Here is a 12201-nt window from a genome sequence, read left to right as displayed (position 1 = left end):
ATTTTTACCTTCATGAAGACCAATCCTAACACCAAAACAGAAATAACTTTTGACGATTTTAAAGCAGAAGTATTAAACGATTACAAACTTGCTGTAACAAGTAGAGAATGTAGTTTACTTGGTCGTAGAGAAGTTTTAACTGGTAAGGCTAAATTTGGCATCTTTGGTGATGGAAAAGAAATTCCACAAATTGCCTGGGCTAAAGCCTTCGAAAATGGAGATTTTAGATCTGGTTATTACAGAGACCAAACCTTTATGATGGCTATTGGCGAATTAACTATTGAGCAATTCTTTGCTGGATTGTATGCCAATACAGATTTAAAAGAAGAACCAATGTCTGCAGGTAGACAAATGGGAGGGCATTTTGCCACTCATAGTTTAGATGAAAATGGCAATTGGAAAAATCTAACGGAACAAAAAAACTCAAGTTCAGATATTTCTCCTACAGCAGGACAAATGCCTAGACTTTTAGGCTTAGCACAAGCCTCAAAAATATACAGACAAGTTGAAGGTATTGATGCGACTAATTTTTCTAAATCAGGAAATGAAATTGCTTGGGGAACCATTGGAAACGCTAGTACAAGTGAAGGCTTGTTCTTTGAAACTATAAATGCCGCAGGTGTTTTACAAGTACCAATGGTGATTAGCATTTGGGATGATAATTATGGCATTTCAGTACATGCAAGACACCAAACTACAAAAGAAAATATTTCTGAAATACTAAAAGGTTTTCAACGTAATGAAAACGAAAAAGGATACGAGATTTTTAGAGTAAATGGTTGGAATTATCCTGAGTTAATGGACACGTACCAACGTGCTGCAAAAGTTTCAAGAAAAGAACATATTCCAGTAATGATACATGTTCAAGAGTTAACACAACCACAAGGGCACTCTACATCTGGTTCTCATGAACGTTACAAAAACCAAGAACGTTTAGCTTGGGAAGCAGAATACGACTGTAATGTGCAAATGCGTCAATGGATTATTGCTAATAACATTGCTACAGACGAAGAGTTAACCGCCTTAGAACGAGAGATTAAAAAAGCCGTTAGAGAAGGTAAAAAGGCCGCTTGGTCTGCATTTATAAATCCTATTTATGCAGAAAGCAAAGAAGTACTTGGTTTATTAGACCAATTGGCTTCTACAAGTTCAAATGGTGTATTTATAAAGAAACTAAAGAACGATTTAGAAGCTATAGACGAACCGTTAAGAAGAGATTTATTATCCGCAGCCCGTAAAGCATTACGTTATGTTGTAGCAGAATCATCTCCTGCAAAAACAAATCTTCAAAACTGGATCAACAATTATATCAATTCTGTACAACAAAAATACAGTTCGCATTTACACAGCGAATCCAAACTTAATGCTTTAAACCAATCTGAAATACTTCCAACCTACGATGCTAATGCAGAAGAAGTAGATGGTCGTGTGGTTTTAAGAGAAAATTTTGATGCGATTTTCAGCAACTACCCAGAAGCTTTAATATTTGGAGAAGATGCAGGATATATTGGAGATGTTAATCAAGGCCTAGAAGGACTTCAAGAAAAACACGGAGAACTAAGAGTCTCTGATACAGGCATTAGAGAAGCGACAATATTAGGACAAGGAATAGGTATGGCAATGCGTGGCTTACGCCCTATTGCAGAAATTCAGTACTTAGATTACATTATGTATGCGCTTCAAATTATGAGCGATGATTTAGCTACTTTACATTACAGAACCAAAGGCCGCCAAAAAGCTCCTTTAATTGTAAGAACTCGTGGTCATAGACTAGAAGGTATTTGGCATTCTGGCTCACAAATGGGAGGTGTTATAAACCTTATTAGAGGTATCCATGTTTTGGTACCAAGAAACATGACTAAAGCCGCTGGTTTTTATAATACATTACTAGATAGTGATGAGCCTGCTTTAGTCGTTGAATGTTTAAATGGCTACAGATTAAAAGAAAAATTACCTAACAATATTGGCAAGTTTAAAACACCAATAGGAGTTGTTGAAACAATTAGAGAAGGTGAAGATATTACCTTAGTATCTTACGGTTCTACGTTACGTTTAGTAGAACAAGCCGCAAAAGAACTACAAGAAGTTGGTATTGATGCCGAAATTATTGACGTTCAATCTTTATTACCATTCGATTTAAACCATGATATTGTAAAGAGTATTGCCAAAACGAATAGAGTAATGGTAATTGACGAAGATGTAAAAGGTGGTGCTTCGGCATATATTTTAGATCAAATATTAAATGAACAAAATGCTTTCGAATATTTAGATAGCAAACCTAAGACACTAGCCGCAAAACCACACCGACCAGCTTATGGTACTGATGGTGATTATTTTTCAAAACCATCTGTAGAAGATATCTTTGAGGCTATTTATGATGTAATGCACGAGTTAAGTCCTGCAGATTATCCTAAATTGAGATAATTTATACACACATTAAATTTTTAGTTATTTAAAATTCAAAAACCTAAACTTACATCAAAGCTTAGGTTTTACAAACCATATAAGAGAGGGCAATTGCCCTCTTTTTTTTGTTCTATTTGTTTGACATGAGTTGCACATTGTTTGTCGAATTTTGTTGTAAACAATTGATTATTTAAAGACTTTAGAGAAAACTTTTTAAATTTATAACTTATGAAAACAAAAGGAGTACTGTTAATTTTAAGTGTTTTACTTTTTAGTTCTTGCATTGTAAAATCGCTTCAACCGTTTTACATTACAAGCAGTTTACACTATAACCAACACTTATTAGGTAAATGGACAGATCACAAAAAAGGACAATGGACCGTAGAATCGTTCCAAGCAAAATTTGAAGAAGACCAAAAAGAAGGCATAAAACTCTCTGAAGACGACAAATTAGCATACGACACCTATAAAGATGGCTATCTCGTTACTTACATCAAAAATGAAAAAGAAGCCGTTTTTATAGCCATGCCTTTTAAAATTGAAAACCAATATTTCTTAGACTTTATACCTATAAACATTGAAGATGAAGAAATAAACAGTTTAGCTGCAGAGCACTTACTAAAAACACACTCTGTAGCAAAACTAGATTTTACTACGGACAAAAACGTTATGTTTTCATGGCTTAGTGAGGAACGTATAAAAGATATCTTCGAGGAAAACAAAATACGTTTAAAGCACGAAAGTATTGGTCCAGAACAAACACTATTGCTTACAGCGACCTCTGAAGAACTGTATCGCTTTTTAAAAAAATATCTAAACGCTGATATTGAAAATAAGTGGACAGAATCGGATCAAATAGCACTAACAAGAGCAAATGCAAAACCTTAACTTTAATACCATATTAAAATCTAATTACCACAGGCCACTACGTTTTAATAGTGTACTGTGGTTGTTTGCATTTGTAATCTTACTGTTTATTTTTTCAAAAGGCCAACTACCAATACGTGTAGATTTTGCCTATACTTTAACTTTCTTAACAGCATTAGCAATACCTGTTTTAATTAATTTTTACGTTTTAATACCCAATTACCTCAAGCAAGAAAAATACCTTATTTACAGTGTTACATTTATTATAAATCTAGTTGTCTTTGCCACTCTCAGTTCATGGCTTTTACAGCCTATTTTAGATATCCTATTTCCGAGTTATTTTTTCATATCCTATCTATCTCACAAGAATATATATTTAGTATTCATAATCTTTTTAGTAGCCACAAGCTTACTTAAACTTACTGAAGATTGGTTTTACTTTAACAAAAACCAAAATCAACTGCTTAAAATTAAAAATCAACATATTGAAACACAACTTTCAACTTTAAGAGCCCAATTAAATCCACATTTTCTATTTAATTCATTAAATGTTATTTATGCTTTAGCTTTAGAAAAAAAAGATGGTATAACAGAGGCCATTGTTCAGCTTTCAGATATTTTACGTTATGTTATCTACGATTCAGATACCAAGCGTGTTAGTTTAAAAGACGAAATCACTTTATTGAAAAACTACATTTCATTTCAAAATCATCGTATAGAATTACCAGTTTCTACACAATTAAATATTGATATTGAAGATGAAAATTTCAAAATATACCCAATGTTACTTTTGCCTTTACTAGAAAACAGCTATAAACACGGAATTATAGCAGGAGAAATTAACTCACCTATAAAAATAGCACTATCTCAAAAAGGTCACCAATTTAGATTTACGATAGAAAACACTAATTTAGACACAAGCAATCAATTAGAAGACAAACATTCTGGTGTTGGTTTAGAAAATTTAAAAAATAACTTAAATTTAGTCTACCCAAACAAGCATCAGTTTCAAACTAAATTACAAAACGAAGTTTTTAAAGTTCTATTAACTATTAGTAATGAAAAATAAAACACGTATAAGCTGTATAATAGTAGATGACGAACCTTCTTCGCAACGTGTTCTAAAATATTTTATAGATGACACTACCGTATTAGACCTAAAAGCCACCTGCAGTAATACCGCTGAAGCTTTTAAGTTTTTGCAATTAAATAACACTATAGATCTGCTCTTTTTGGATATTAATATGCCCAAGCAAACGGGTTTAGACTTTTATAAATCCCTAAAGAATCCGCCTGAAGTTATCTTTACCACAGCCTACTCTCAATATGCTGTAGATGGTTTTGAAGTTAATGCTATTGATTACTTATTAAAACCAATAGCTTACGAAAGGTTTTTAATGGCCATAAATAAGGTTATTAAAAATAAAATGACTACCGACAATGATTTCCTGATCTTAAAAGAAAACAAAGTATTACACAAGGTTTTTTATACCGATATCCAATATATTGAAGCTTTTGGAGATTACGTTAAAGTACATACTACAGAAAAAACAATTGTTACACATAGTACATTCTCAAAATTTATGAGCTCCTTACCTGATAATTTTCTGCGTATTCATAAATCCTTTTGCATTAACTTGAATAAAATGAATCGTCTTTCTGGCAATCAAATTACAATAGACACACATACAATTCCTATTGGCCAGACCTACAAGGATTCTGTTTTAAAAGTTCTAAATTTACATCATGAAAATTGAATCTATAGTTACCATAAAAAAGGAATTAAAACACCTTACTCAAGAAGAGCTTTTAGAGCTTTGTTTACGCTTAGGTAAATTTAAAAAAGAGAATAAAGCCCTACTCACCTATTTATTGTTTGAATCTCACGATGAAGATGGTTATATCGCTAGTGTAAAAGCAAGTTTAGACGAACTTTTTAAAGGCATTAATACCGATAGTTACTTCTATATGAAGAAAACGATTAGAAAAATCCTAAGAGAAATTCGCGTGTATAGTCGCTATTCTCTAAAGAAAACTACTGAGGTAGAACTTCTACTCTATTTCTGCGAACAAATGAACGAACTACAACCATCTATCCATAGAAATACCACATTAAGTAATATTTATGAGCGCCAAGTGCTTTCTATTAAGAAAAAGATTAAAGTATTACACGAAGATTTGCAGTATGATTATAATTTGCAATTAGAAGCCTTAGAACACTAGTTATCTTGTTTCTTAGCCTTCTTACTACCTTCATACATTTCATACTTCACTAACCTTGCTTCAAGTTTAGCATTAAAAACTTTTATTTTTCGAGATGGTCGTAATCCAACCGACTTTAAAGCTTCTAAATTAGAAGTAATTAGCCACGCATTGGTATTTGGATAACCATGTTTTAATGTTGAACCAATATTGCCGTAGAATTCTTCAACATTCAAATTCTCTAAACGTTCACCATACGGAGGATTAAACACCATATGTAATTTCTCATGTCCAGATTTTTGGGTTTTAAAGAAATCTTCATGCTGAATATGCACAAATTCATCTAAATGTGCATTCTTTATATTCTCTTTCGCTTTTGCAACTGCCGAAGGAGATTTGTCGTATCCCATTATTTTATGATGAAAATCGCGTGTTTTCTTTAAAAGAGATTCTTCAATTTTTTCAAACAATTCTACATCCCAATCTTCCCAACGCTCAAAAGCAAATTCCTTTCGCATTAAGTTTGGAGGAATATTACATGCAATCATCGCAGCTTCTGCCAACATAGTTCCACTACCACACATGGGATCCATAAAATCGGTTTGTCCATCCCAACCACTCATCATAATTAAGCCAGCTGCTAAAACTTCATTTATTGGAGCAATATTTGTTGCCGTTTTATAACCTCGTCGGTGTAATGATTCTCCAGAAGTATCTAAAGAAATTGTACAACGCTGACGGTCTATATGTACATTAATTTTTAAATCTGGAAAACGTAAATCAACATTTGGACGTGTGCCATCAATATCTCTAAAACGATCTACAATAGCATCTTTAGTTTTTAACGCGGTGTACTGCGAGTGCGTAAACACACTGTTATGAACGGTTGCATCAACAGCCAAAGAACCTGTAGATTTTAAATACGTTTCCCATTTCATATTCTTTACATTTTTGTAAAGATCTTCCTCTCTTGTGACTCTAAAAGAATGAATAGGTTTTAGTATTTTTATAGCTGTTCTCAACCCAAGATTAGCTTTATACATAAAGCCTTTATCACCTTCAAAACTCACATTTCTCACCCCTTTTTCCACTTTCATGGCTCCAAGTTGTGTGAGTTCTTTTGCTAAAATATCTTCGAAGCCAAATAGGGTTTTGGCTAGCATCTTGTAATTTTCTTCCATGTGTTACGTCATATAGCTTAAACTCTTATTAACTTTTTCTTTTTACTTGCAAAAATTACCATTTTACATTCTAATTTTGCGTTTTTTATAAACGTAGTGACGCTGTGTTAAGAAAAAAACAACTTCAATACAGTCTAAAAGCCAAACTTTTTGGTTTAAAACTAAAAGTCAATATGAGTTCATTGCAAAAATACAGTATTTTTGTAGGACATTTAACGTTATGAGTAAATCAACTAAACAATGGTACGCATCTTGGTTTGATACACCTTACTACCATATTTTATATAAAGACAGAGATTATGCAGAAGCTCAAGGGTTTATGGATAATCTCACTAACTATCTTAATATCCCTGAACACGGTAAAATTTTAGATTTAGCCTGCGGAAAAGGTAGACATTCAGTGTATCTTAACTCTTTAGGCTATAAGGTTACAGGAGTAGATTTATCTGAGCAAAGCATTAATTACGCTAATCAATTTGAAAATGAAACGCTAAAGTTTAATGTACACGATATGAGTAAACCATATCCAGATACGTTTGATGCCGTTTTTAACCTCTTTACTAGTTTTGGTTATTTTGAAGATGAAAATTGCAACCTAGAAACCATAAAGTCTATTAAAGCAGAATTGAATGCGTTTGGATTTGGTGTCATAGATTTTATGAACTCCAACTACATCATTGAAAACCTAGTAAAAGAAAATGTAAAAACAGTTGAAGGAATTGATTTTCTGCAAAAACGATCGGTTAAAGATGGTTATATCATTAAAGATATTAGTTTCAATGCTGATGGAGAAGCGTTTCAATTTCAAGAACGCGTAAAAGCATTTACATTAGAAGATTTTGAAACTCTTTTTGAAAAAGCAGGAGTTCATTTATTAGATGTTTTTGGGGATTATAAATTACGAAAATACCATTCTAAAACCTCAGAACGCTTAATCATGATTTTTAAGTAAACTACATGAATAGTTATTTTTTACCATTACTTGCCGTCGTTATAGGTGTTGTTATTGCTTTATTAACTAAAAAACAAAAGTCAATTTACACCAAATTACTGTTATCATTTAGTGGAGCTTTTTTATTAGCATTAACCCTTTTTGATTTGTTACCAGAAGTCTATCATCATATTGATGCTAAGCTTACAGGTTTGTATATAATGTGTGGTATTTTGCTACAAATTATTTTAGAATTCTTTTCTAAAGGTGCAGAGCATGGCCATTTACATGTTCATAAAGACGACACCGATTTTCCTTGGTTGCTCTTTATTAGTTTATGTATTCATAGCTTTTTAGAAGGGTTCCCTATTCACCAACACAACGATATGGTGTATGGTGTACTAATTCACAAAATTCCGATTGCTATTTTAGTCACAACCTTTTTATTACAATCTAACTATAGCAAATTACAGATAGTGAGTTTCTTGATTCTTTTTGCAACAATGACACCTTTGGGGACTTTTATTTCTAACCACTCAACCTTTATGGCAACCTATGTAGATGTCATTAACGCCATTGTAATTGGTATCTTTTTACATATTTCTACAACTATTTTATTTGAATCTAGTGAAGGTCATAAATTTAATTTATCTAAATTAGTGGCTATTTGTTTAGGTATTTTAATAGCTTATTTTATTTAATGTTTTCAAAAGAAGAATCAAGACTACTACGACAAGAATTTTGGACCAGTTTCGGAAAATCATTTCCAAGAAAATGGCTTTTATACGACACCAAAATTAAAGGCGTTTCATTTAAATTTCATTTCGATACTAAATCGGCCTTGATCGCATTAGATTTAGAGGACGATTTAGAAAACCGAATTAACTGCTGGCAAGCGCTAGAATCTTTAAAAAATATTTTAAAAAGCGATTTCCTACCTGATGTTATTTTTGAAGAAGAGTACATACTCGAAAATGGAAAAGAAATTTCTAGAATTTATTTACCTTTAGAACAAAAGGTATCCATCCATAACAAAAATACATGGAGAGCTGTTATGGAGTTTTTTAATAAAAATATGGATTTGTTTGAAGCCTTCTTTGAGGAATATAGAGACATTATTAAAAGCTAAAACCTCTTACCCTCTTAACTAAAATGAAATAGCCACAAATAAATGGAAATAAACCAAATTATTGATACTATATATCCACTAACCTCTCCATCCAAAAATTTAATTAAAGCGTCAATAACTGAAACGACGTTTCCAAAAGGGCATATTTTATTTAAAGCCAATAAAATTGAAACCAGTATTTATTTTATCAAAAAAGGAATAGCAAGAGCGTATGCCTATTCAGAAGATCATCAAATTACATTTTGGTTTGGTACAGAAGGAGATCCTATTGTTTCTATGCAAAGTTATGTGAATCACCAAAAAGGGTATGAAGATGTAGAACTATTAGAAGATTGCGAACTCTACGAGTTAAAAATAGCACAACTTCAAAAACTCTTTTTAGAAGACATTCAAATTGCAAATTGGGGGCGTAAATTTTCAGAATTAGAACTCATTAAATCCGAAGAACGACTTATCTCTCTGCAATTTAATACCGCAACTGAAAGGTATTTAGCTCTTCTCAAAAATCATCCTAGCATTATACAACGCGTGCAACTCTCTCATATTGCTTCTTATTTGGGTATTACTCAAGTGAGTTTAAGTAGAATTAGGGCAAACATAAAATAAATGTCGTTTTTATCATTTGTTAAATAGTTTCTCTAAAATGTTTAAGAATTTTGTCCTCTAACATTATTCGCTATTAAAGGTTATAAAATTGTTTTTCACCTTTTAATAAATCGGAATAATTTAAAACCAAATTTTAAAATAATAGTTTAGATATGTCAAATACAATAAAATTTAAAACAGCTCTTGTTCTATTTTTGTTTATGATTCTTTTTATGGGCTGCAACAATAATAACAACACAGAGAAATCAACAGTAAAAACAGAAACTAAAGCATTAAAAAAGATATTGTTTGTGGTTACTAGTCATAATGAAAAAGGTAATACAGGTGAAAAAACAGGTTACTATCTCGGAGAAGTTTCACACCCTTGGGACGTATTACATACTGCTGGTTACGAAATAGATTTTGTAAGTCCAAAAGGAGGAAAAGCACCTGTTGATGCCTTTGATATGACAGATACAATCAATAAGAAATTTTGGGATAACGACATCTACCGCAACAAAATTGAACACACAAAACAACCTCATGAAATTAATCCCGATGATTATATAGCTATTCATTATGCTGGAGGTCATGGTGCTATGTGGGATTTTGCAGACAACACAGAAATAGCAGAGATTGCAGCTAAAATATATGAAAACAACGGCGTTGTTAGTGCTGTTTGTCATGGCCCTGCAGGTCTTGTAAACATTAAATTAAGTAATGGATCCTATCTCGTAGATGGCAAAAAAGTAAACGCCTTTACCAATGAAGAAGAGATTAAAGTAAAATTAGAAGATGTGGTTCCTTTTTTACTTGAAGATACATTAAAAGAACGTGGTGCTATTTTTGAAAAATCTGCACCTTTTACAAAACACGTTGTTACAGATCAAAGATTAGTAACAGGTCAAAACCCACAATCAGCTCATAGTGTTGGAAAAGCAACCTTAAATGAATTACAAAGACTAACTAAAAGTGCTAAATAAATGACTGGAGAAAAAAATTTAGAGACACTTTTAAAATCAATGCAACCAAAACATAATGTCGGCGAATTTGTATTTTGTAAAACAGATCATTTGGAACAAATCAATTTGAACCAAATTATAATGACTTTTAAAGAAGAGGAAAGCATTACCCTTATCACTAAAAAAGAAGTCGCAGACCAACTCAATTTAGACTATGCTTTTGTGGCATCTTGGATTACACTTACTGTACATTCTTCTTTAGAAGCCGTTGGTTTAACAGCTGCATTCTCTAAAGCTTTATCTGAAAATGGTATTAGTTGCAATGTGGTTGCAGCCTATTATCATGACCATATTTTTGTCGATAAAAAAGACACCGATAAAGCCCTGGCAATTTTAAATGCATTTTCAAAATAAAAACTTCACTGTTGACCAAAAATTGAACAACAAATGAACTGGATACTATTAATAATTGCAGGCCTATTTGAAGTCGCCTTTGCCGCATGCCTAGGAAAAGCTAAAGAGACTACCGGAATTGAATCCACCTATTGGTATATCGGATTTTTTATTTGTTTAGGCATAAGTATGGGACTTCTTTTAAAAGTGACGCAACATTTACCTATTGGAACAGCATATGCCGTTTGGACAGGTATTGGCGCTGTGGGAACTGTTCTGATTGGTATTTTGGTTTTTAAAGAACCAGCAACATTTTGGCGCCTATTTTTTATCACAACCTTAATTATCTCTATTGTTGGGCTAAAAGTAGTTTCGCATTAAGCCAAGAATTATTAATACCTTATTTATCTAGCCTACTAAACTCCTTCTAAATTCTACTCCATCTATTAGCTATACTACTTTTATTTCTTAAATTAGGCGATTCTAAAGCCCAACTGTACATATGTAAGTACGATTTGTGTTATATGAATAAACAAAATTTATGAAAAAACTTACTTTACTTTTTTTTGCTATAATTTTAATAAGTTGTAGTAGTGATGATGACAAAACTTCAGAAGACAACGAAAATACCGGATTTTATAAAATTGAATACACATCTCAACTTTCAGATGCAGATTTAAATTTGGACATCACATTTTTATGGAATGATGAAAATGGACAACCTCAAAGTGAGACAACACAACTAATTAACCCGGTAGCTTACACTGAATTGGCAGACGAAAAAACAGTTGAAATCTCAAACTTAATTGGTATAACATTTAAAGTAAATAGCGGAAGTAATTATTTATCTAACACTTATGTAAAAGTAACTAACATAGACAATAATTCTTCTTACGAAGTCACTAATTCTGAATCAATAGCCTCAACAGGAGGTGCTATTGACAACAATACATTAACCGTTACTTTTAATACCGAAAACAACACTTTTGAATCCGTTTATTCAACTTCAAATTAAAACTACATTTGGTATATTTAGCCAAGATCATTATCCCTATAAAAATCAAACCAACTTCAAATAAAAAATGAAAATAATATTCAAAATTCTAGTGCTAACAATCGTTTTTAGCTTCACTTTTCAGTCTTGCTCATCAAATGATGACGAAAATAATTCACTTGACCAAAGATTTGCAAAAAAATGGTACACAGGCGCACAATACTTTGATATTGAACAAGGGGTTTCTTGTGAGAATAATTACTATAATTTAAAAGGTAATGGAGATATTGAATATAAATATTGGGCTGGTGGAAATACTTGCCAACACTATACTGAAAATGGAAATTGGTCTATAGAAAACAATATTTTATACCGAAATTTCCCTTCAGATGAAGGCACAAATAATGGCTTAATTTTATCAGATGAAATTATAAGCATTTCAGAAACAGAATTAGTTGTAAAGGATTTAGAGGATGATGATATAACAACTTATTACAATTACGAATAAACAAAAGCCTAAAGGATAAAATCAATGAGACTAAATCGAAGTG

The 12201-nt window shown here is 32.0% G+C and carries 15 protein-coding genes; 14 read left to right on the top strand and 1 reads right to left on the bottom strand.

The window, feature by feature from the left end:
* The first annotated feature begins 12 nt into the window (after positions 1 to 12).
* From VDP25_RS14295 to VDP25_RS14275, 5 genes are all read left to right on the top strand, one after another.
* On the top strand, positions 13 to 2424 hold the full coding sequence (locus VDP25_RS14295) for an alpha-ketoacid dehydrogenase subunit alpha/beta (RefSeq protein ID WP_334470914.1): 2412 nt from the start codon (positions 13 to 15) through the stop codon (positions 2422 to 2424).
* 210 nt (positions 2425 to 2634) lie between these two features.
* Entirely contained in the window at positions 2635 to 3294 is a 660-nt protein-coding gene (locus VDP25_RS14290) for a hypothetical protein (protein WP_334470912.1), read from the top strand.
* Positions 3281 to 4342 (top strand): sensor histidine kinase, encoded by a 1062-nt coding sequence (locus VDP25_RS14285; protein ID WP_334470910.1) that lies wholly within the window; start codon positions 3281 to 3283, stop codon positions 4340 to 4342. The genes VDP25_RS14290 and VDP25_RS14285 overlap by 14 nt, the downstream gene beginning before the upstream one ends.
* A complete protein-coding gene (locus VDP25_RS14280) occupies positions 4332 to 5030 on the top strand; it encodes a LytR/AlgR family response regulator transcription factor (protein ID WP_334470908.1) in 699 nt (232 codons plus the stop codon). Before VDP25_RS14285 ends, VDP25_RS14280 begins: the two co-directional genes overlap by 11 nt.
* Entirely contained in the window at positions 5020 to 5496 is a 477-nt protein-coding gene (locus VDP25_RS14275) for a hypothetical protein (protein WP_334470906.1), read from the top strand. Before VDP25_RS14280 ends, VDP25_RS14275 begins: the two co-directional genes overlap by 11 nt.
* Here the strand turns inward: VDP25_RS14275 and VDP25_RS14270 are convergent.
* The gene (locus VDP25_RS14270) at positions 5493 to 6656 is read right to left on the bottom strand and encodes a THUMP domain-containing class I SAM-dependent RNA methyltransferase (RefSeq protein WP_334470904.1); all 1164 of its coding nucleotides are present in this window, start codon (positions 6654 to 6656) and stop codon (positions 5493 to 5495) included. The two genes, VDP25_RS14275 and VDP25_RS14270, sit on opposite strands and share 4 nt — an antisense overlap.
* 220 nt (positions 6657 to 6876) lie before the next feature.
* Here VDP25_RS14270 and VDP25_RS14265 point away from each other — a divergent pair, with 220 nt between their 5' ends.
* The 9 genes from VDP25_RS14265 (at position 6877) to VDP25_RS14225 (ending at position 12158) form a co-directional block, all read left to right on the top strand.
* The gene (locus tag VDP25_RS14265; RefSeq protein ID WP_215924660.1) at positions 6877 to 7608 is read left to right on the top strand and encodes a class I SAM-dependent methyltransferase; all 732 of its coding nucleotides are present in this window, start codon (positions 6877 to 6879) and stop codon (positions 7606 to 7608) included.
* Positions 7609 to 7613: 5 nt separating this feature from the next.
* A complete protein-coding gene (locus VDP25_RS14260) occupies positions 7614 to 8288 on the top strand; it encodes a ZIP family metal transporter (RefSeq protein ID WP_334470902.1) in 675 nt (224 codons plus the stop codon).
* Positions 8288 to 8716, top strand: coding sequence for a DUF4268 domain-containing protein (locus tag VDP25_RS14255; protein WP_334470900.1), 429 nt, complete (start codon positions 8288 to 8290; stop codon positions 8714 to 8716). The genes VDP25_RS14260 and VDP25_RS14255 overlap by 1 nt, the downstream gene beginning before the upstream one ends.
* Positions 8717 to 8758: 42 nt before the next feature.
* Positions 8759 to 9322 (top strand): Crp/Fnr family transcriptional regulator, encoded by a 564-nt coding sequence (locus VDP25_RS14250; protein WP_334470898.1) that lies wholly within the window; start codon positions 8759 to 8761, stop codon positions 9320 to 9322.
* Positions 9323 to 9474: 152 nt separating this feature from the next.
* Positions 9475 to 10284, top strand: a complete 810-nt coding sequence (locus VDP25_RS14245; RefSeq protein ID WP_334470896.1) for a type 1 glutamine amidotransferase domain-containing protein — start codon at positions 9475 to 9477, stop codon at positions 10282 to 10284.
* On the top strand, positions 10285 to 10677 hold the full coding sequence (locus VDP25_RS14240) for an ACT domain-containing protein (protein ID WP_334470894.1): 393 nt from the start codon (positions 10285 to 10287) through the stop codon (positions 10675 to 10677).
* A 33-nt stretch (positions 10678 to 10710) separates the two neighbouring features.
* On the top strand, positions 10711 to 11037 hold the full coding sequence (locus VDP25_RS14235) for a DMT family transporter (protein ID WP_334470892.1): 327 nt from the start codon (positions 10711 to 10713) through the stop codon (positions 11035 to 11037).
* A gap of 160 nt (positions 11038 to 11197) precedes the next feature.
* Complete coding sequence (locus VDP25_RS14230) at positions 11198 to 11671, top strand: hypothetical protein (RefSeq protein ID WP_334470890.1); 474 nt, start codon at positions 11198 to 11200, stop codon at positions 11669 to 11671.
* A gap of 67 nt (positions 11672 to 11738) precedes the next feature.
* On the top strand, positions 11739 to 12158 hold the full coding sequence (locus VDP25_RS14225) for a hypothetical protein (protein WP_334470888.1): 420 nt from the start codon (positions 11739 to 11741) through the stop codon (positions 12156 to 12158).
* Positions 12159 to 12201 lie beyond the last annotated feature (43 nt).

The sequence above is a fragment of the Winogradskyella sp. ECml5-4 genome, assembly GCF_036903175.1.
Lineage (GTDB): Bacteria > Bacteroidota > Bacteroidia > Flavobacteriales > Flavobacteriaceae > Winogradskyella > Winogradskyella damuponensis.
This window is presented reverse-complemented; position numbering and strand designations above follow the sequence as displayed.

Excerpts from the sequence above, each read along its gene's own strand:
- VDP25_RS14295 (WP_334470914.1), top strand. The coding sequence starts at position 13 with ATGAAGACCAATCCTAACACCAAAACAGAAATAACTTTTGACGATTTT.
- VDP25_RS14290 (WP_334470912.1), top strand. The coding sequence starts at position 2,635 with ATGAAAACAAAAGGAGTACTGTTAATTTTAAGTGTTTTACTTTTTAGT.
- VDP25_RS14285 (WP_334470910.1), top strand. The coding sequence starts at position 3,281 with ATGCAAAACCTTAACTTTAATACCATATTAAAATCTAATTACCACAGG.
- VDP25_RS14280 (WP_334470908.1), top strand. The coding sequence starts at position 4,332 with ATGAAAAATAAAACACGTATAAGCTGTATAATAGTAGATGACGAACCT.
- VDP25_RS14275 (WP_334470906.1), top strand. The coding sequence starts at position 5,020 with ATGAAAATTGAATCTATAGTTACCATAAAAAAGGAATTAAAACACCTT.
- VDP25_RS14270 (WP_334470904.1), bottom strand. The coding sequence starts at position 6,656 with ATGGAAGAAAATTACAAGATGCTAGCCAAAACCCTATTTGGCTTCGAA.
- VDP25_RS14265 (WP_215924660.1), top strand. The coding sequence starts at position 6,877 with ATGAGTAAATCAACTAAACAATGGTACGCATCTTGGTTTGATACACCT.
- VDP25_RS14260 (WP_334470902.1), top strand. The coding sequence starts at position 7,614 with ATGAATAGTTATTTTTTACCATTACTTGCCGTCGTTATAGGTGTTGTT.
- VDP25_RS14255 (WP_334470900.1), top strand. The coding sequence starts at position 8,288 with ATGTTTTCAAAAGAAGAATCAAGACTACTACGACAAGAATTTTGGACC.
- VDP25_RS14250 (WP_334470898.1), top strand. The coding sequence starts at position 8,759 with ATGGAAATAAACCAAATTATTGATACTATATATCCACTAACCTCTCCA.
- VDP25_RS14245 (WP_334470896.1), top strand. The coding sequence starts at position 9,475 with ATGTCAAATACAATAAAATTTAAAACAGCTCTTGTTCTATTTTTGTTT.
- VDP25_RS14240 (WP_334470894.1), top strand. The coding sequence starts at position 10,285 with ATGACTGGAGAAAAAAATTTAGAGACACTTTTAAAATCAATGCAACCA.
- VDP25_RS14235 (WP_334470892.1), top strand. The coding sequence starts at position 10,711 with ATGAACTGGATACTATTAATAATTGCAGGCCTATTTGAAGTCGCCTTT.
- VDP25_RS14230 (WP_334470890.1), top strand. The coding sequence starts at position 11,198 with ATGAAAAAACTTACTTTACTTTTTTTTGCTATAATTTTAATAAGTTGT.
- VDP25_RS14225 (WP_334470888.1), top strand. The coding sequence starts at position 11,739 with ATGAAAATAATATTCAAAATTCTAGTGCTAACAATCGTTTTTAGCTTC.